The organism is Actinomyces mediterranea (assembly GCF_900155595.1).
Taxonomy (GTDB): Bacteria; Actinomycetota; Actinomycetes; order Actinomycetales; family Actinomycetaceae; genus Pauljensenia; species Pauljensenia mediterranea.
The window spans coordinates 203,056-221,957 of the sequence record NZ_FTPB01000004.1; the positions used below are offsets into that span (position 1 = coordinate 203,056).

17 protein-coding genes and 2 pseudogenes are annotated in these 18,902 nt (G+C 62.8%); 9 read left to right on the forward strand and 10 right to left on the reverse strand.

Features of this window, described 5'->3' with window-relative positions; genetic code table 11:
* From BQ7471_RS04915 to BQ7471_RS11640, 4 genes and pseudogenes are all read right to left on the reverse strand, one after another.
* Positions 1-816: an energy-coupling factor transporter transmembrane component T family protein gene (locus BQ7471_RS04915; protein ID WP_076464674.1), complete on the reverse strand. Its 816-nt coding sequence runs from the start codon at positions 814-816 to the stop codon at positions 1-3.
* On the reverse strand, positions 813-2,627 hold the full coding sequence (locus BQ7471_RS04920; protein ID WP_159438520.1) for an ABC transporter ATP-binding protein: 1,815 nt from the start codon (positions 2,625-2,627) through the stop codon (positions 813-815). The genes BQ7471_RS04915 and BQ7471_RS04920 overlap by 4 nt, the downstream gene beginning before the upstream one ends.
* Positions 2,624-3,211, reverse strand: a complete 588-nt coding sequence (locus tag BQ7471_RS04925) for an ECF transporter S component (protein WP_076464675.1) — start codon at positions 3,209-3,211, stop codon at positions 2,624-2,626. The genes BQ7471_RS04920 and BQ7471_RS04925 overlap by 4 nt, the downstream gene beginning before the upstream one ends.
* Positions 3,212-3,566: 355 nt before the next feature.
* A pseudogene (locus tag BQ7471_RS11640) lies at positions 3,567-3,830 on the reverse strand (GyrI-like domain-containing protein); the annotation flags it as partial.
* 280 nt (positions 3,831-4,110) lie between these two features.
* On the opposite strand from BQ7471_RS11640, the gene BQ7471_RS11795 reads away from it, so the two are divergent.
* Complete coding sequence (locus BQ7471_RS11795; RefSeq protein ID WP_268874465.1) at positions 4,111-4,242, forward strand: hypothetical protein; 132 nt, start codon at positions 4,111-4,113, stop codon at positions 4,240-4,242.
* Here the strand turns inward: BQ7471_RS11795 and BQ7471_RS11895 are convergent.
* Positions 4,216-4,398, reverse strand: a pseudogene (locus BQ7471_RS11895) (MerR family transcriptional regulator); the annotation flags it as partial. The gene BQ7471_RS11795 and the pseudogene BQ7471_RS11895 overlap by 27 nt on opposite strands.
* 336 nt (positions 4,399-4,734) lie before the next feature.
* Here BQ7471_RS11895 and BQ7471_RS04935 point away from each other — a divergent pair.
* Positions 4,735-5,172: a winged helix-turn-helix domain-containing protein gene (locus BQ7471_RS04935; protein WP_076464677.1), complete on the forward strand. Its 438-nt coding sequence runs from the start codon at positions 4,735-4,737 to the stop codon at positions 5,170-5,172.
* Positions 5,173-5,300: 128 nt separating this feature from the next.
* On the opposite strand, the gene ilvA is transcribed toward BQ7471_RS04935, so the two are convergent.
* Positions 5,301-6,590: a threonine ammonia-lyase IlvA gene (ilvA, locus tag BQ7471_RS04940; RefSeq protein WP_076464678.1), complete on the reverse strand. Its 1,290-nt coding sequence runs from the start codon at positions 6,588-6,590 to the stop codon at positions 5,301-5,303.
* A gap of 163 nt (positions 6,591-6,753) precedes the next feature.
* Here ilvA and orn point away from each other — a divergent pair, with 163 nt between their 5' ends.
* The 3 genes from orn to ettA all read left to right on the forward strand — a co-directional run bounded on the left by orn (position 6,754) and on the right by ettA (position 10,058).
* Positions 6,754-7,386 (forward strand): oligoribonuclease, encoded by a 633-nt coding sequence (gene orn, locus BQ7471_RS04945; protein WP_076466166.1) that lies wholly within the window; start codon positions 6,754-6,756, stop codon positions 7,384-7,386.
* Positions 7,387-7,445: 59 nt separating this feature from the next.
* Positions 7,446-8,237, forward strand: coding sequence for a single-stranded DNA-binding protein (gene ssb, locus BQ7471_RS04950; protein WP_076464680.1), 792 nt, complete (start codon positions 7,446-7,448; stop codon positions 8,235-8,237).
* 138 nt (positions 8,238-8,375) lie between these two features.
* Complete coding sequence (ettA, locus tag BQ7471_RS04955) at positions 8,376-10,058, forward strand: energy-dependent translational throttle protein EttA (RefSeq protein ID WP_076464681.1); 1,683 nt, start codon at positions 8,376-8,378, stop codon at positions 10,056-10,058.
* Positions 10,059-10,238: 180 nt separating this feature from the next.
* On the opposite strand, the gene BQ7471_RS04960 is transcribed toward ettA, so the two are convergent.
* Entirely contained in the window at positions 10,239-11,213 is a 975-nt protein-coding gene (locus BQ7471_RS04960; RefSeq protein ID WP_076466167.1) for an acyl-CoA thioesterase, read from the reverse strand.
* Positions 11,214-11,322: 109 nt separating this feature from the next.
* Here BQ7471_RS04960 and BQ7471_RS04965 point away from each other — a divergent pair, with 109 nt between their 5' ends.
* Together BQ7471_RS04965 and malQ are read left to right on the forward strand one after the other, a co-directional pair.
* Complete coding sequence (locus tag BQ7471_RS04965; RefSeq protein ID WP_076464683.1) at positions 11,323-11,568, forward strand: PTS sugar transporter subunit IIB; 246 nt, start codon at positions 11,323-11,325, stop codon at positions 11,566-11,568.
* A 118-nt stretch (positions 11,569-11,686) separates the two neighbouring features.
* Positions 11,687-13,834 (forward strand): 4-alpha-glucanotransferase, encoded by a 2,148-nt coding sequence (malQ, locus tag BQ7471_RS04970; protein WP_076464684.1) that lies wholly within the window; start codon positions 11,687-11,689, stop codon positions 13,832-13,834.
* A gap of 41 nt (positions 13,835-13,875) precedes the next feature.
* On the opposite strand, the gene BQ7471_RS04975 is transcribed toward malQ, so the two are convergent.
* The 3 genes from BQ7471_RS04975 to BQ7471_RS04985 all read right to left on the reverse strand — a co-directional run bounded on the left by BQ7471_RS04975 (position 13,876) and on the right by BQ7471_RS04985 (position 15,583).
* Positions 13,876-14,367: a PTS sugar transporter subunit IIA gene (locus tag BQ7471_RS04975; RefSeq protein WP_076464686.1), complete on the reverse strand. Its 492-nt coding sequence runs from the start codon at positions 14,365-14,367 to the stop codon at positions 13,876-13,878.
* The gene (locus BQ7471_RS04980) at positions 14,358-14,594 is read right to left on the reverse strand and encodes a PTS sugar transporter subunit IIB (protein ID WP_076464687.1); all 237 of its coding nucleotides are present in this window, start codon (positions 14,592-14,594) and stop codon (positions 14,358-14,360) included. The genes BQ7471_RS04975 and BQ7471_RS04980 overlap by 10 nt, the downstream gene beginning before the upstream one ends.
* A 65-nt stretch (positions 14,595-14,659) precedes the next feature.
* The gene (locus BQ7471_RS04985; RefSeq protein ID WP_076464689.1) at positions 14,660-15,583 is read right to left on the reverse strand and encodes an HAD family hydrolase; all 924 of its coding nucleotides are present in this window, start codon (positions 15,581-15,583) and stop codon (positions 14,660-14,662) included.
* Positions 15,584-15,914: 331 nt separating this feature from the next.
* On the opposite strand from BQ7471_RS04985, the gene BQ7471_RS04990 reads away from it, so the two are divergent.
* Together BQ7471_RS04990 and BQ7471_RS04995 are read left to right on the forward strand one after the other, a co-directional pair.
* Positions 15,915-18,293, forward strand: a complete 2,379-nt coding sequence (locus BQ7471_RS04990) for a glycoside hydrolase family 3 N-terminal domain-containing protein (RefSeq protein ID WP_076464690.1) — start codon at positions 15,915-15,917, stop codon at positions 18,291-18,293.
* Between the two features lie 96 nt (positions 18,294-18,389).
* The gene (locus BQ7471_RS04995) at positions 18,390-18,821 is read left to right on the forward strand and encodes a hypothetical protein (protein WP_076464692.1); all 432 of its coding nucleotides are present in this window, start codon (positions 18,390-18,392) and stop codon (positions 18,819-18,821) included.
* Positions 18,822-18,902: the final 81 nt, after the last annotated feature.

Below are 18,902 nucleotides of genomic sequence, written 5' to 3' on the forward strand. Positions count from 1 at the left end.
TCACGAACGATTGGGGGTCAGGGCGAAGCCACTGTCCCAGATGGAGTGGATGAGGAGTGCGGCGACGATGAAGGCGGCGACCAGCAGCGCCGTGTCGCGACGCCGCCATGAGAAGTCTGTGGACTCGGTCCGCGTGTTGAATGCTCCGAAACCGCGCGCGTCCATCGACATCGATACCCTCTCGGCGTGGCGGACGGCAGCTGCAACGAGGGGGAGCATGGAACGCATCCACCGAATGGGCCATTCGAGGATCGGCATGTCGAGGCTGGAACCGCGCAACATATGTGCTTCGAGGATCGAACGCTGTTCTCTTCGCAGCGCGTGGACGAATCCGAGGGCGGCGATGCCTGCCTGATCGATTCGATTCGGCATCGCGAGATGGATGACAAAGGCCCTCACCGTGTCCTCCGGGTCCGACAATAGCCCCGCTACGAGCAGCAGCATGAGGATCGCTCCGATACGGGAAGTGATGTTGAGCGCCGTATTCCACTGATCAGACTCGAATAACGGCAGTCGGGCGAGCGGGGCGGCCTCGTCGAAGACGGGCGCCCCAGGTGTCGAGGAGGCGAAGCCGAACGTGAGCACGGACAGGAAAACAGCGACGGCGAGGACACTGATGGAGCCGCGGCGTGGCTGAATGATGATGAGCAGCACCGCCGCCACCGCACACACGAGTACAGCGGGATGCCACGACAGCGACAGCCCCACGATCGCGATGAACGGAAGTACGGCGATGAGGGGCGCGAGGGGATCGAAGCGGAGCCTGCCCGATAAACCCGGCTGAATCGGGGGCGGCGGCGGAAGGGGAATAGTCATTGATGGACTCCACTCATGACGGGGACATCGGCCCATGAGATCCACTGCGGAATGCGTGCGTCGGCCTCGCGCGCCCTCGCTGCGATGATGGCCAGGGGTGTCGGTACCAGACCCGCCCGCTCGAGAAGAGCGTTATCGGATAAGACGGCGCGTGCGGGCCCGTCTGCGATGACGGATCCCGCGTCGAGGACGACGACCCGATCGGCGTGTGCAGCCGCCACATCGAGATCGTGGGTCGCGAAGAGAACGGCGCCGCCCCGATCCGCGAAGGCCCGTATATGCTCCATGAGGGCGATGACGCTGCTCTCGTCCTGTCCGAAGGTCGGTTCGTCGAGGAGAACCGCGTCGCGGGGAATCGTGAGTGCCGCCGCGACGCTGAGGCGGCGCTTCTGCCCTCCTGACAGGGTGAAGGGATTGTGGTCGGCGAATGCTTCCAGGCCATAGTCGACGAGCAGACGTTCGACCGTCGCTGAGACGTCCGGAGCGGGGTAGCGTGCCAGTCGCATCGAGTGGGCGAGCTCGTCGCGCACGCTCGCCGTGACGAACTGGTGCTCGGGGTTCTGAGTGACCAGCGTGCACGCCGAGCGGATACGTCGCCTCATGAGCCAACCGGTCGCCGCCCGTCCGTTCACCCTGATCGTTCCGGATCGAGGGGCCTCCAGTCCGACAAGCGTTCGCAGCAGAGTAGACTTGCCCGCTCCATTCACCCCGAGCAGGGCGACCATCTCCCCTGAGAACAGCGACAGATCGACGCCGCGCAGGACCGGCCTCTTCGAACGATCGACGCACAGTTTGTCGGCCTCGAGCGCTGCGGGCAGTGAATCCGCGCGCGACGGCGGCCCTCCGGTGAGGGAGGCGTCCCCGGCTGTCGGTGCGGGTAAGGATGGTGCGAGCCGTGCGAGCAGGGCCGTCGTCTCATCGGGGGTGAGGGGAGGAGGAGCGGAACCGAGGCGCTGACCGAGTCGGACAGACACCGGGATGCGGATTCCCGCCTCAACGAGGGCATCCGCGTATTCGGAGAAGACCTGTCGGGGTGAGCCGTCGGCGATGATAGAGCCCGTCGCGTCGAGTGCGACGACCCGGTCGATGCGATGTGCAAGATAGTCGAGATTATGTTCGATGACGAGCAGCGTCATCGCCTCATCGGTGATGCGTGTGAGTGCTTCGTGGAAGTCCCTGGCGGCCGTCGGATCGAGGTTCGCCGTCGGCTCATCGAGAATGAGGAGGCTGGGGCGCACGGCGAGCGCTCCTGCCAGGACAACCCGTTGGCGCTGACCGCCGGACAGGGTCCATGGGTCGCGCGCAGCGAGGTCGTCAATGCCGAGTAATCGCAGCGCGTCGGCGGCGCGCTCATCGATTTCCTTCCGATCGATGCAGAGATTCTCGAGGGCGTAACAGACTTCGTCCCAAACGCTGCGCGTCACGATCTGAGAGTCCGGATCCTGCATGACGAGGCCGACGCGCTGGGCGAGCGGAGCGATATCCGCATCGGCGACCTCGGTTCCCGCGACGAGAATGGACCCCGAATAGTCGGAGGGGATCGAGTGGGGGACGAGGCCGTTGAGAGTGAGTGTGAGCGTCGATTTGCCGCATCCGGACGGGCCGATGAGAACAGTCTGTGAGCCCTTGAGAAGATCCAGGTCGACGGGCGTTGCAGGCGTCCACGCGCCGGTGGCGTGATAGTGGACTCGCACGCCGCGTAAGCGGGCAATCGGATGGTCGGCACCCGCCTGCGCGGTGCGTGCTCCGCCCTTCGATCGGGCATTGTCCCCCGCGCGGACGTTTTTTCCCTTCGGGTGATTCTGGATCACCTGGCCACTCCGACGCCGGAGCGTATGAGGGAGCGGCGCAAGAGGATGCACAGTGCGAGTGTCGCATAGCAGGAGATGATCGCGAAGACGATGCCGAGGATGTACTCGCTTCGGTTCTGGGAGACGGAGTAGGCAACACCGTACATGGCGGAGTTGAAGCCGGCGAATACGGTTGCACCGAGTCCGTAACTCCACCATGTCCACTTCTTGTACAGGAATAGGGCGAGGGGGATCTCGAGGAGGGCGGCGCCGATGAGATTGCCGATGATGGCGCTGGGACCCAGCGGCGTTGTGAAGGTGGAGATAATGCCGATGAGAAGACCCGCGATGAGGAATGCCCCCGGCTTGGGGACGAAGAGTCCCGGTAGGAGGTAGGCGATGTACCAGGCACCCATGGTGGCGCACATGATAAGGATCGCCTTGGGGGTGGTCGCGAAGACGGGGGTGAGGATCGACAGCGGGACTACGAAGAGTGCGCCGACGACGCTGAGTGCGGCAATAGTCATGAGGTTCCGCGTTCCCAGTGCCGAGTCACGCAATCCTGTGCGCTTCGAGGTGCGGATCTGGTCTGCAATATCGGACATGGCGCTCCTTCGATGCGACGAACTGATGAAAATCCATCCTATTCATAACAGCTAAGGGCAGCCTTCGTAAAGAGCGGTTAGCGGAATTTAATTATGGGTGTGCTGAGTGGTGGGGCGTTCCGGGTCGATATGCGCGTGGCACGGTCGACTGAGCGGCACCGTCGATTGAACTGACGAGCCTTCGAGGCGGTGAAGCGGTGGGGAGGACGGCATGTGCAGTGCAGGGGCGGCATCCCAGCGACTGGTTGACCCGAAGCGGCGTAATCAATGGGGGTGTTGTAGGTCACAGACTCGGCGAAAACGCGCAGCCTCGATGGATGAGGGAAACTGTGTGCGTTGCGATAGGACAGGAGGTTCATGAGTCGATTATGGGGAAGCAGACGTCGGTCACCCATGTCGACGGATCGGGGTTCTGTGCCGGGCTCACCCGGTAGATGTTGAACATCGGGCCGACGCTCAAGCCATTCGCCGCGATGTGGGTGCCCACTGCGGCGGTGACTTCGGGCATGCCCTCGTAACTGCCCTGCAGCGTTGCGACTACGACCTCGCACGGGGGAATGATGCGGCACTCGAGGGGAGCGACGGGCGTGAACGAGGACGGAACCTGGAGCCATACTTCGACATCGACATCGACATCGGATTCCCGATACTCCTATGCCCTCTCCATGGTCGGGCATGCCGACGCCGCTCGCAGCCATGAGCGGGCCGATCTCCTGCCATAGGACGCCCTCGTCGCCGTAGGATGCGAGGACTCTGCGCAATGAAGCGACGATCATTTCGGGCATGTGAATCTGGCGGACGTCGATATCCATGGTGGACTCCTGAAGGTAGGTGTTGATCTGCTGGAATACGTGTCGTCTGGACTCCAGGCGAGCAAAATCGGACTCAAGGCGCTCCCCATGAGCCGACAGGATGAGGCGCAGGCGCTCGGGATCCTCACGATTCGCCATGACTTGAGCGATCTCATTGACCCCGAGTCCGGCATCGCGAAGCCTCACGATCCAGTGGGCGTCGGTGAGCTGGGTCGGTGAATAGTAGCGGTGGCCGGTGAAAGGATCGATGCGGGCAGGCTCCAACACCCGTCGTTCCTGATAGTGACGGAGCATCCTCACGCTGATCGCCGTCAGTCTGGAGAACAATCCGATGTGCAACAGTTGGTTGTCATTGTCCATGAGTCCATCAGACATCCTGACACCGTGTCAGATGCACGCTTCGGGCTCGATTCATCTCGAGTGGCGTACTGCGTCGAACGTCGAAGGGATGGCGAGCGCCCCCGTGTGACATGAGTCCGGGATCTGGGACGTCGTTTGACCGGCGCCGTCGCTCCTGGCACGCTGTGTGCCATGACGAACTTTGCTTGCGAGATGCTCGGCCAGCGCTTCATGCTGCGCGCCGACATGCGCGGGCGAATGTGTATGTGATTGACCATCCCCCTGTCAATCACTGCCGCCACTCATCAAGCCCCGACGGACCCACATCTGAAGTGGAGCGGGCGAGCGGCACCGAAGAAATCGGATACAACCATGACTCTCGTCAATGCCCCCACCTCGTCCTCCGTTCGTAACATCGACGAAGCGCCGCAGACCACCTTCGAGGAATTCCTCGATATCCTCGCCGGTCTGCGCCTTGCATCCGCCCACGTCGACATCGACATCGACCGCGGACACGTCGTCGTCAAGGGCAACCGCATCGAGCTGTGCGGCAAGGAGTACGAACTCCTCGCGCACCTCGTCCTCAATGCCGACCGCGCCGTTACGCGCGACGAGCTCTTCACCACCGTGTGGAGCGGATCCGAACTCAACGCGCAGTCGCGCACCGTTGATGCCCACATCCGTCGACTGCGCAAGAAGCTGGACTCGGCAGCCGACCTCATCACGACGATCCGCGGCGAAGGATATCGTTTCAATACGGCTCCCGGCGTTCGAGTCAACGCGACGCGCGCCCACGCCCTCGCCGCCTGACTCCCGGGTGCGAACCCGCGCTATCAAAGGCAACCAGTCACGCATGATCTACCACGTGCCGAGTGGTGCATTTGGATGACCGCTGAGCAGTACTTTTCCACTGAATCAGCAGCGCGAGCGGAGTGCCCTCAGATCATGAAGCGGAAGATCTCTGAATCAGCCTGAAGCTCCTCGACATGCAGCGGCGAGTCCTCCATACGGCGCCTCAGCCCCGTGATGTCCTCCTTCGCTACGATATCGATTCCGACGAGTGCCGGCCCGGACTCCCGGTTGTTCTTCTTCGTGTATTCGAAGTGAACGATGTCATCGGCGGGGCCGAGCACATCCTCGAGGAACATGCGCAGCGCACCCGGCTGCTGCGGGAAGGTGACGAGGAAGTAGTGGCGCAACCCCTCGTGGCGAAGCGAGCGCTCCATGACTTCCGCGTAGCGCGTGAGGTCGTTATTGCCTCCCGACACGACTGTCACGATCGCGCCGTCCTCGCGGCCCAGAAGGGCACGGCGCTGCTCGGGGGAGGCGAGAAGAGTGTGGACCGCCGTCGACGCCAAAGCGCCAGCGGGCTCGGCGATGACGCCGTCAGATTGATAGAGCTCGAGCATTTCCGTGCATACCGCCCCCTCCGGGACGACGACGACATCATCGACGTAGGCCATCGCAGCATCGAAGGCGAGTGAACCGGCCCGCCCCACAGCAGTGCCATCGACGAAAGGATCGACACGATCGAGGTCTACCGGCATCCCCGCGTCAAGAGCCGCGCGCATCGACGGGGCACCCTCGGGCTCTACGCCGATGACCGCCACCCCCGGGCGCACCGCATGCAGCCATGTCGCAATCCCCGCAATCAGACCGCCGCCCCCGACCGGAACGAGAACGGCCGCCGTATCATCGGGCATCTGATCGACGAGTTCGACTCCGATCGTCCCCTGTCCGGCGATCGTCGTCGCATCGTCATAGGGGTGGACGTAGATGCGGCCCGTTACCCGCGCCGCCTCCTGGGCGAGTGCATTCGCCTTGTCGAAGGTCCCATCGACAATGACCTGCTCCACCCAGTCGCCGCCGATGACCCTGATCCGCTTCCGCTTCTGCGACGGGGTGTTACTCGGAAGATAAATGGTGCCGTGAACGCCCAGGTGCGCGCACGCATAAGCGACTCCCTGAGCGTGATTACCCGCCGAAGCGCACACCACGCCGCGCTCGCGTTCAGCGGGCGACAGCACGCTCATCCGCGCATAGGCGCCGCGGACCTTGAAGGAGCGGCACTTCTGAGTGTCCTCGCGCTTGAGCAGCACCGGCACTCCTGCCTCGTCGCTGAGACGCTCCGAGCGGGACAGGGGAGTGCTGCGAACGACCCCGCGCAGAACCTTCGCAGCCTTCTCGACGTCCGCAGGAGTGGCGCCCGCTCGGATGCTGTCGCTCATGGCTATCTCCTTCGCGTTGGCGGTAAGGTATCACGCGGATGAGAGCGGTCCTGTCCGCGCATTCACAGATGTGCAGTCTATCGACGAGGACGTCCCCGCGCTCCGCCATGATCACAGGGCGACGGGGTGCCCGCCGGACGACGCGCCGATCCGACGCCCTAAGATGGGTGCCGTGACTAAGAAACTCAAAGACCCACTCGTGTGGATGGACTGCGAAATGACCGGCCTCGACGTGGTCGAGGACGCCCTCGTAGAGGTCGCCGTCGTCATCACGGACGCAGACCTCACCATTGTCGACCCCGGTATTGACATCCTCATCACACCTCCACAGTCCGCACTCGACCATATGAACGACTTCGTGCGCAATATGCACACCACATCGGGCCTCCTCAATGACCTCACGGATGGTCTGCCTCTCGAAGAGGCGACGACGCGGGTCCTCGACTACATCACCAAATTCGTGCCCACCAAAGGAGACGCCCTGCTCGCCGGGAACTCTATCGGCACCGACAAGATGTTCCTCGAAGCCTATATGCCCAGCGTCATCGACCACCTTCACTATCGCGTCGTCGATGTCTCCTCCATCAAGGAGCTCGCCAAGCGGTGGCATCGCAAGGCATTCGACGGCGCCCCGGTCAAGCACGGCGGGCACCGGGCGCTCGCGGATATCCGCGAGTCCATTCAAGAACTCGAGTACTACCGCCGCGTCCTCTTCCCAACTGAGCCCGTCACTGCGGCTCAGGCGAAGAAGGCCGCCGCGGAGGCACTGGCGCTGGGCATTACCACCGACGCTTGACACCGCCCCAAGCGCGGGTCGCTGCATGCACAACGCGCGTGCATTCACAGGGAGCCTCAATGGGCGACACCATCCACAAGGGGGCGCAGGCGCGGTGGACCGCCATCGTTCGGCGGACAAGAGTGGCCGTATCGACACGATTCGGACACTTCCCGGAGGACCCAATGAACGACACGACCATCACGCTGCGCGGCAATGTCGGTTCCGACATTTCCACGACGAAGACCGCCGGCGGCCACTTCGCCATCCGATTCCGACTCGCCGTCAACCAGTGGTTCGTTTCGAATGACGGGGTCCTCACTGAGGGGCGCACCCGTTGGTACACGATCCGCGCGTGGGACCGGCTCGCTGAGAATGCCATTCGCTCCATCATCAAGGGAGAGCCCGTTATTGTGGTGGGCCGTTCGACGCTGGACCAATGGGTCGACCGCGGAGGAAAACAGCATGTGGAACTCGTTGTGACCGCGCAGTCCATCGGCCACGACCTCACTCTCGGGCGCTCGACCTTCACGAAGGTCCGCCGTCCGCAGGGACAACAGGCCCCCGATCAATGGAGCGTTCCGCCCAATGATGCAGAGCAGGCGACGGACGACGAGGGCGCCGACCAGGTGCCGACCGCTGATGCGGAGGAGTCTGAGCCCCAGGCGGGCACCGAGGCGGGCTGCGACGCTGCCCCCGCCGTCTACTCGGGACTCGAAGTGGTTAGTGACGAGGAGCGCTCGCAGTCCTCTCATCGAGCGCCCATCGCCCACGAGCGGGACGAGGGACCGCTCGTGAGCGAATCAGATAACGAGGGCGACGCGGCCGCAGCAGCATTGAGCGAGGCCCGACCGCTCGCATTCGCTTATTGAGTCCGACGGAGGCATTCAACGTGGCCACGCCCACGCCGCTGCGCCTTAGCGCGGTGCGCCGAATGGTGGGGGCGTGGCCTAGCATGGAGTCACTGGGCGGCAACGGATGTCGCACCCGCATACGTTGGATGGAGAACAGTGGCTGAGTACATCTACCAGATGATCAAGGCTCGTAAAGCGCATGGGGACAAGGTGATCCTCGATGACGTCAGCATGTCATTCTTCCCGGGCGCCAAGATCGGCATGGTCGGCCCCAATGGCGCCGGCAAGTCGTCGATCCTGAAGATCATGGCCGGTTTGGATGAGCCGAGCAACGGCGAAGCGCGTCTGACCCCCGGATACACCGTCGGCATCCTCGAGCAGGAGCCTATGCTCGACGAGTCGCTCACCGTCATTGAGAATGTGCGCCTCGGTGCGGCCGAAATCTTTTCCAAGCTCGCGCGCTTCAATGAGATCTCTGAGGAGATGGCGAATCCGGACGCCGATTTCGATTCCCTCATGGATGAGATGGGCACACTACAAGATGCCCTCGACGCCGCGAACGCCTGGGACATCGATTCCCAGCTGGAGCAGGCGATGGATGCTCTGCGCTGCCCTCCCGCCGACCAGTCGGTCAGCGTTCTCTCCGGCGGCGAGCGTCGCCGGGTCGCACTGTGCCGCCTGCTCATCGAGGCCCCGGACTTGCTCCTGCTCGACGAGCCCACGAACCACTTGGACGCCGAGTCCGTCCTGTGGCTGGAGAAGCACCTGTCGACCTACCCGGGCGCCGTCATCGCCGTTACCCACGACCGCTACTTCCTCGATCACGTCGCCGGCTGGATCGCCGAAGTTGACCGCGGGCATCTGTACCCCTACGAGGGCAATTACTCGACCTATCTCGAGACGAAGGAGAAGCGCCTCGAGGTCCAGGGGCACAAGGACGCCAAGCTCGCCAAGCGCCTCAAGGAAGAGCTCGAATGGGTCCGGTCGAATCCGAAGGGCCGTCAGGCCAAGTCGAAGGCCCGTCTCGAGCGTTACGAGGAGATGGCCGCTGAGGCGGAGCGCACGCGCAAGCTCGATTTCGAAGAGATCCAGATCCCGCCGGGCCCGCGCCTGGGGTCCGTGGTCCTCGAAGCATCGGGACTCAAGAAGGGCTTCGGGGATCGTCCCCTCATCAATGGCCTGTCCTTCTCGCTGCCTCGCAACGGCATTGTCGGCATCATCGGTCCCAATGGCGTCGGCAAGACGACCCTGTTCAAGACGATCGTCGGCCTTGACTCCCTTGACGAGGGCGAGCTCACTATCGGTGAGACGGTGAAGATCTCTTACGTCGATCAGAATCGTGTGGGCATCGACCCGGATAAGTCCCTGTGGGAGGTCGTCTCCGATGGACTGGACTTCATTCAGGTCGGCAATGTGGAGATGCCGTCGCGCGCCTATGTGTCCGCTTTCGGTTTCAAGGGCCCGGATCAACAAAAGCCCGCGGGCGTCCTGTCCGGCGGCGAGCGCAACCGTCTCAACCTGGCCCTGACCCTCAAGCAGGGCGGCAATCTGCTGCTCCTCGATGAGCCGACGAACGACTTGGATGTCGAGACGCTCGGCTCCCTGGAGAATGCTCTGCTTCAGTTCCCCGGATGCGCCGTCGTGATCACCCATGATCGGTGGTTCCTCGATCGCGTCGCCACGCACATTCTCGCGTGGGAGGGCACCGAGGAGGATCCTGCGAAGTGGTACTGGTTCGAGGGCAACTTCGAGTCTTATGAGAAGAACAAGATCGAGCGACTCGGCGCCGACGCCGCCACCCCCCACCGAGTCACCCACCGAAAGCTCACGCGCGACTGAACCGAGTCGCCGAAGCGCGTGCGGTTCGAGCGCGAGGTGATGGAAGCGCGCCGTAGGGCGTGGTCCCGAATACGCGCGACTGAACCGAGTCGCCGAAGCGCGTGCGGTTCGAGCGCGAGGTGATGGAAGCGCGCCGTAGGGCGGCCGACAGCATGTCGGCCGCCCTGTCGGCATCTGCGGTTATGCGGGTGAGACGCGCAGTTCTCCAGTCCCCGGATCGACTCCGAATCCCCAGCGTCCTGAGCCGTGCTGGCCCTGACCGGGAATACGCAGCATCCCCTGTTGCTCCGCTTCAGCGACGAGCGAACCGGATCGGGTGAAGACCCTCGTCCTCGCGAGCGTCCTCCCATTGTTGACGTTCGTACATTCGCCGTCGAAGAGCAGCCATTCGTTGATGTCGACATCGCGATGGAACCACATGGCGTGGTCGAGGGATGCAGCTGACATTCCAGGTGTCATCCACGACAGGCCGGTGACCCTCATCGCGGGTTCAAACATCACCTGGTCGATGATGTAGGCGAGGAGCGCTCGGTGGACGTCTTGGCTCGCCTCTCGGGGCACATCGGCCCGGGGCTTCATCCACAACTGCTGTCGGTTCCCCCTCGATGGGTCGGGACTCGTATACAGCGATTGCTGGACGTGGCGGACATCGAAGGCGGTCGTCTTGCCGAGGAAACGGCCGACGGGGTGATCCATGGCGCGGAAGATCTCGAGTGCGGAGTCGAGATCTTCGGGTTGGACGATGCTCGGGGCTTGCGGAGCGAAGGCGAGACCGCCCTCGGGCCCCTGATAGGACGCGAGGAGTGCGAGGATTTCCTTGCCCTCCTGACTGCAGATGACGCGCCTGGAGGAGAATGAGCGTCCGTCGCGGATCCTCTCGACTTGGAGGACGAAGGGGAGCTCTGGGTCTCCTCCGCGCAGGAAGTATGCGTGGAAGGAGTGGGGGAGGCGCTCGTGGGTCGCGGCGGTGTCCTCCATCGTCGCCGCTGCCGCGAGGAGGGCTTGGGCGATGACTTGGCCGCCGTAGACCCTGCGGACCTGGGGAAGGGAATGACCGACGAAGATATCATCGCCCGCATCTTCAAGGCACAGGATGCGCAGGACTGATGCCACAGGCTCAGTGGAAATCAGGGGGACGGATACGGGAGCGGTCATGCCACTATTGTTCACCACCGCGTTGGAATCGTCGTGGCATGCGTTGCCCGGCACGTCTGTCATCGTTAGACTGTGGCCCGGATCGCATGAGACGGGAAGGGGATTCGTGATGGATGCGGCTCGCGCGCTCGTAGAGGCGCTCGGGGGCGGTGACAATATCGTCGGCATCGAGCCGTGCTCGCTGCGAATCCGCGTCGAGGTTGTCAGCCAGCTCCCCGTTCGCGAGGACGATCTGCGCATTCCCTGCGTCCTTGCCGTCCTTCGCTCAGGTCCGGTCGTCCAAATCATCGCAGGCGCGGATTCCGATGAGATCGCGGGCAAGATGAAGGAGATCATCGGCGGGGACGAGCCGTGAAAGACGCACCATTGAGGAGTGATGACGTGACGAACTGCACGGACATCTCAATGTCATCTTCTTCTCTTCGCTCCTAAGATGGGAGATCAACACGAAATCAATCGAAGGAGCAGGATTCGTGGATTCGAGTGCCCCCGCAGCTGATGATCTGGATAAGTTGCGCCTCCTCGCGGACCGCAACGGAGTGGGAACATTCCTGTGGGACTGGTACGGCAATAAGAAGGATGTCGGGGCGCGTTCACTGCTCGCCGTCCTCGAATCGCTCGGCCTTCCCGTCACCCAGGACGCCACCGTCGCCGATGTTGATAACGCCCTGCGCGTGACCGAGGATCGAATCTGGCGCCGCACACTCCCCGCGACGCTCATCGCGCGCGAGGGGAGTCGTCGCGACTTCCCGGTCCATGTGCCCGACGGGTCCTGGGTGCGCGTCACGTGGATTCTTGAAGATGGCACCACCGGCGAATGCCCTCAACTCGAGAACTGGGATCCCGCGCGCAATATCGACGGAAAGTGGATCGGCCGTGCGACCTTTGAAATCCCTGCGCACCTGCCTCTCGGCTATCACCGCGTTGTCGCGACCCTCGAAGGCGGCTTCGTCCACTCAACGACACTGATCGTTGTCCCCGATACTCTGACGAACACCCCGCTCAGCGATTCCAAGCGCCGATGGGGCGTCGCCGTGCAGTTGTACTCCACCCGCTCGCAGTCCTCCTGGGGTATCGGAGACGCCGAGGACCTCGCGAATCTCGCGGCTATCTGCGCCGATAAGGGAGCGGACTTCCTCCTCATCAATCCGATCCATGCGTCCTCTCCGGTCGCACCGATGGAGAACTCGCCGTACTTGCCGGTCTCCCGGCGCTGGATCAATCCCGTGTACATCAGGCCGGAGGCGATTACCGAATTCTCGAGCGCACCCGCCGAAACTCAGCGCGCTGTCGAAGAACTGCGCCTCGCCGCGGCGGCGCCGCATGCCGAGACCCTCGTCGATCGTGATCGGACGTGGGAGGCGAAGCGCAAGGCCCTCGAACTCATCTTCGCCCTGCCGCGCTGCTACCACAGGGAATCTCAGTTCCATCACTTCATGGACATGGGCGGTGATGATCTGCGTAACTTCGCGCTGTGGTGCGCCCTCGCAGAAGTGAATGAGAGCATTATCTTCCCCGAGGAATTCGCGACGCTCACGAAGCCGACTGCTGACCGTATGCGGCTCGAATTGGCGGATCGCATCGAGTTCTGGCAGTGGTGCCAGTGGATCGCCTCCGAGCAGATGAGGCGCGTCCACAGGATCTCCAAGGCGGTGGGTATGGACATCGGCATCATGGCGGACCTCGCCGTCGGAGTCCACTCGAGGGGATCCGAGACGTGGACGAATCGCGATGTCTTCGCCCCCCGCATGACGGTCGGGGCACCTCCGGACATGTATTCGCAGCAGGGACAGGATTGGTCGGAGCCGCCGTGGTCGCCGAGGGCGCTCGCCGAATCGGGGTATGCGCCGATTCGCGAAATGGTTCGCGCAGCCCTGACCAACTCCGGGGCAATCCGCATTGACCACATCCTCGGACTGTTCCGTCTGTGGTGGATCCCCTCGGGGATGGGGGCGCGCAATGGCACCTACGTCTATTACGACCATGAGGCGATGGTCGGCGTTGTCCTCTTGGAGGCACAGCGCGCGGGCGCCGTTGTTATCGGTGAGGATCTCGGTACGGTCGAGCCCTGGGTCCGCGACTATCTGCGCGACCGCGGCATCCTCGGAACATCGATCCTGTGGTTCGAAAAAGACTCTGGCGGTTGGCCGCTTCATCCGGGGAACTACCGGCGCGCCTGCCTCGCCGCAGTCAACACGCACGACCTGCCGCCCACGGCCGGATACCTCGCCGGCATTCAGACGACATTGCGCGCTGAACTCGGACTGCTCGTCGAGGACGTCGCCGATGTTCGCGCTCAGGACCGGTTGGAACTGGAGCAGATGACGGCGCGTCTGCGTGAATACGGCCTCGTCTCTTCCCCGGAGCCGAGCGAGCGCGAACTCATCGAGGCGTTTCACGAATACGTTGCCAAAACGCCATCCCAACTGGTAGTCGCCTCACTCGTCGACGCGGTGGGGGATAGGCGCCCGCAAAATTTGCCGGGGACCGACCAGGAGTATCCGAACTGGCGCGTACCGCTGTGCGACTCGGATGGCGAGGAGGTCCTCATAGAGGATCTGCCGACCAATGAGCGTCTCATGTCGCTTTTCTCCCGTATTGACGCGCAGATGCGTGATTGAGTCTGTACCCGCCTGTCGCTGCGGCGGATCCCCAGTCCGCGTCAGAGCGCGGGTCCTCCGGAGTCATCGGTAATGATGATTTCAGCAATGGGGGTGCGGGCCTTCACGGTGGTTCCCAGGTCCTCAAGCATGCGGATCGACACACCCGCGGGGATGAGGACGATGATTGGTACGACGACGGAGTGATCACTGGCGCGCGCGGGGCCCAGGTCCCAGCCGATGAGCGGATCGCAGGCTTTGACCGGAGCGGACTTGTCCGCGTAACGGGTGAATCCCGCCCCCTTCAATTCCACCGTGTCGATGCCCAGGTGGACGAGGAGCGGAATGGACTCCTCGGAGTGCAGGACGAAGGCATGGGGATGGATGGTGACGATGGAGCCGCCCACCGGCGCACACACATCGAGGCGGGTGGCATCGTCGGCGGGGGCGAGTGCGAGCCCGGGGCCGACGAGTTCTTCGGCGAAGACTGGATCGGGGACATCGCTCAGTGCGATGAGCGTCCCATCGATCGGCGCGTGAAGCGTCAGGGGCACTTCAGCGCCTCAATGGCATCGACGATGCTCTCCGTTTCCGGGCCCATGACGACTTGGACGGTGTTGGACACGACGATCACGCCAAAGGCGCCCGCCTGCCGCAGTGCCGCCTCATCAACGGCGTCACTATCAGTGACATCGACACGGATTCGGGTGATGCATGCTTCGAGGGCGGTGATGTTGTCCCACCCGCCAAGCGCCTCAAGAATGGATTCTGCCTGGTTCATCGGATCCTCCTAAAAGACCGCCGCAGTAGGATGTGCGTCACATTCAAGGATAACGCCTAACCTGCCTATTCGCTTTCATGCCGTGAAGTAGGACACGGTGCATTCCGCGATATGGGAGAACTCGCGGCAACGGGGCGCCCGGATCGGATAGCGGCGGAGGGCGGCGTCAGCCGGACCAGGCCGAGTTCGCGGAGCGCCATTGCGAAGCCGTTCTGCGTGATCGGGGCGGTCACCATATCCGACGCAGCTTTCACGCCCGGTGTCGCATTCCCCATCGCAACGCCCACTCCTGCGACTTTCAACGCCTCGATATCATTGTCGGAATCTCCAAGGGCGATCGTCTGTTCGATGTCGAAGCCTAGGTGATCGGTGATGAGGCGCAGCGCGGTCCCCTTCGTTGCGTCTGCCCTAGTGATCTCGATATTGAGGTCGATCCCATTGTCGACGGAGCCGCGCACCATGGTGAGTCCAGCGGGAAGCGCCTCTTCGATCTCCTCGAAGCGCGCCGATCCGGCGGGGAGGTACGCGGTGCACTTCGATGACGAATCGGGCAGACCGGGGCGGAAGAACGGGCTGATCAACTGGATGTAGATGCTCCACTCCCTCGCGAAGCCGCTGTCCGCCGCGGAGAAGTAGTCGACGAAGGTGTCGCAGGGGTGTATCGCGTCGGGCCCCTGCCAAATCCACGTGCCGTCGCGATCAGCGAGAATGTGTGTCACTTCCTGGATCGCACCGGCCCCGATCCGCAGATCGCAGAGCAGATCATCGCCCACCTGGACATGTGCGCCCGCGCCGGTGATGACCCCGTTGAAACCGATGTCGTACAGATACGGGTAGAGCTCGGGCAGGGATCGTCCGGTGCAGATGAACACCTGATGGCCCCTCGCTTGAGCCTCTCGTACAGCGTTGAGGGCGGATGCGGGAATGGTCTGATCATGACTGATGAGCGTTCCGTCGAGGTCGGTGAAGATCAGGCGGGGATCAGACATTGATGCTCCATCGGTGGCGGCAGGCACTGGGCGCGCTGCAGGGGTCGGGTTCTATCGGTCGGTGCAAACAGCGTCCTCTCCACTGTAGAGCTTTCGCATTGTGGATGCAGTGCACCATGAAGCGCAGCACTCGACGAGGGTGCGGACACGGGTTGGTCACGGTCGTGTAACGGGGTGACAGTTTGTCCGTTGAAATCGACAGATCATGTTGGCGCGGGGGACTGGGGGTGCGGGAGTGAATAGTGTCGGTGGTGTCGGTCGGCCACGTTGGTGTGTCGGCGCGATCCTTGCACAGATGTCGATGTTGATCTGCAATTTTGAGGAGAATGCGATGAGGAATTCTCGTGGTGTGAGTGCGGTGGCCGCCGTTGGTGTGCTTGCTTTTTCGCTTGCGGGGTGCTCAGCCACCCAGACCGCGTCCGGTGGGAACACCGGCAAGTCCTTCACCAGTGCTGAGAAGACGGATGGGAAAACGACCTTCACTCAGGTTCTGAATCCTAACGGCGGACAGACCCTGTCCTATTCCGTCGAGGGCGGGATGGGGATTGTTGAGGTTCAAGATGGCGGTTACACGTACGCCTTCAAGGACCTCAATGATAACGGGGAGCTGGATCCTGCTGAGGACTGGCGTCTGAGTGCCGCGGAGCGCGCGGCTGATTATGTGTCTGGCCTGACGAAGGAGCAGATGTCGGGCCTGATGCTGTTCTCGTCCCACGAGCGTGCTCCCGGCGATGGTTTGACAGATGATCAGAAGACGTATCTGTCGACGTCGTTCCTGCGCAATGTTCTCAATGCCGGCCCGTCGGATACGAAGCAGAATGTTCAGTGGGTCAATGAGATGCAGGCGTATGTAGAGACCCTGGCGTCGGCCGAGACTCCGTATATCCCTGTCAACTACTCCTCGGATCCACGTTCTGATGCGTCGAATACGGGTCTGTTCACTGAGGCCGGCAGTATCTCGAAGTGGCCGAGTTCGCTTGGTTTGGCGGCGACGTTCTCGCCCGAAACTGTTCTTCAGTTCGGTCGGATGGCGTCGTCGGAGTACAAGGCCCTTGGCATTTCCACCGCCCTGTCCCCCCAGATCGACCTGGCGACGGAGCCGCGCTGGCTGCGCGTGTCGGGGACGTTCGGCGAGGACGCCGCCATGGCCGGCGAGATGGCGAAGGCGTATGTCGATGGTTTCCAGGGAACCTTCGACGAGGAGGGGGCGAATACGGGGTGGGGCGACCAGTCCGTGAATGCGATGATCAAGCACTGGCCGGGTGACGGCGCGGGCGAGGGCGGCCGCGAATCGCACACCAATGCGGGCAAGTATGAAGTCATGGTCGGTGGGAACTCCGCCGAGCATCGGTCCGTGTTCCAGAAGGCACTCGACTCGGCGGCGGTCATGACCTCCTACTCCATCACACTCGATGCCGAGGGCAACCCCGTCTACACGGATCGCAAGGGCTCCTCCTACGATGTGGGAAAGCTTGCAGAGCTGCGCGTCGAGAACGGCTTCGACGGTGTCGTCTGCTCCGACTGGGGGATCACCAATGCGACGACGGATCCTGGTGTCAGGATCGCGACCGGCTGGGGCATCGCCGATCTGACGAAGGAGGAGCGCCACTACGCTGTTATCAAAGGCGGCACTGATATGTTCGGCGGCAATAATGACGGTGCACCGGTTTTGGCCGCGTATGACATGTGGCAGGCTGACTACGAGGCCGGTGTGAATGACATCGATGCGCAGACTCGTTGGCGCCAGTCCGCTCAACGCGTCCTCACCATGGAGTTCAATGCTGATGCGTTCGACAACCCCTACCTCGAGCTCGGGGCTTCTGAGGCGACCGTCGGTTCGCCGGAGAAGGTGGATGCGGGTATCGAGGCTCAGCTCAACTCCATTGTCGCGCTGAAGAATGACGGCGTCATCACCCTTGATGAGAAGGCCGACTTCTCTGACAAGACCGTCTACGTCCCCCACAGCTACGATCTGGGATGGCCGAGCCTGTTCGGCGATGCGGAGATTTCAGAAGGATCCTCCATCGATGAGGACGTTCTAGCGAAATACTTCAAGGAGGTTATCACCGATGAGGTGACCGAGAACGAGGACGGCACCTTCACCTACACCGCTCCGGACCTGTCCACTGCGGACATCGTCCTCGTCGGCCTCAACTCGCCCAACAACGGCGGTTCCTTCTCGAACTCGGGATGGAACAAGGAACAGGGCACGTGGTACCCGCTGTCCCTGCAATACCGCCCCTACACCGCCGATGGTGCGAATGTCCGTCAGACCTCCATCTCCGGCGACATCCTGTCCGATGGTGCCAAGGAGAACCGATCCTACTACGGCCAGACCTCGAAGGTGAGTAACGAGGCCGACCTCGACGCACTCCAGCGCGCGAGTGCCGCAGTCGCGGCGAGCGGTAAGGATATTCCACTTATCACGCTCATCCGCGCGAAGAACCCGGTGATTCCCGCGGAATTTGAAGCCCAGTCCGATGCGATCATCGTCGGGTTCGGCACTGCTGATGAGGCGCTCGTCCGGATTGCCCTGGGCATGCACGAGTCCAACGGTCGTCTGCCGATCCAGTTCCCCACAGACATGGATACGGTCGAGGCCAACAAGGAAGACGTCGCCAAGGACGTCACCCCCTATACCGACTCGAAGGGCAACACCTACGACTACGGCTTCGGCCTCCACCTCGATGGAACAGTCATCACCGACTGACCCAATGGCTCATTGAGCCCCGGGGTGGGCTCGTCGGTGACGAGCCCACCCCACACCACCCAGACGGATCCCGTCCGTCATGAAAGGACACCACTCGTGAAGACATCAATCCTGCGCATCGGCCTCGCCGCAATACTCGCCGTCGCCCTCGGCGCCGGTCTGGGAGCCTGCTCCTCCGACTCCTCCTCTTCCAGCGCCACCACCCAGGGCGCTCCCGCTGAAGCGGCAGACGGAGAGGATGCGGAGACCAAGGCCGACCTGGAGCTCGCACGTCAGACCATTCTCGACACCCTCGCCGAGAACCCCGACCTCGACCAGATCTACCTCGCATCCGACGTGAAGAAGCCGACCGAGAAGTACGGCATGCTCGTCGTACCCTACGCCTACTCAGAGGCAACCGAGAAGCTCACCACCTCGATCGTAAAGATCGAGCCCGGCCCGAAGTTCGTCATCGGAGCCGTCGCCGCCGAATCCCAGAAGACCTGGGAAATCGATCAGGACGGCAATATCACCGAAGCGACCAAGTGATCTCGATTTCTGAGTGTTGACCCCGGCCGTCGTCCGAGTCCCATGCGATTCGGACGACGGAGGAGCCGCAGCCGTTCAACG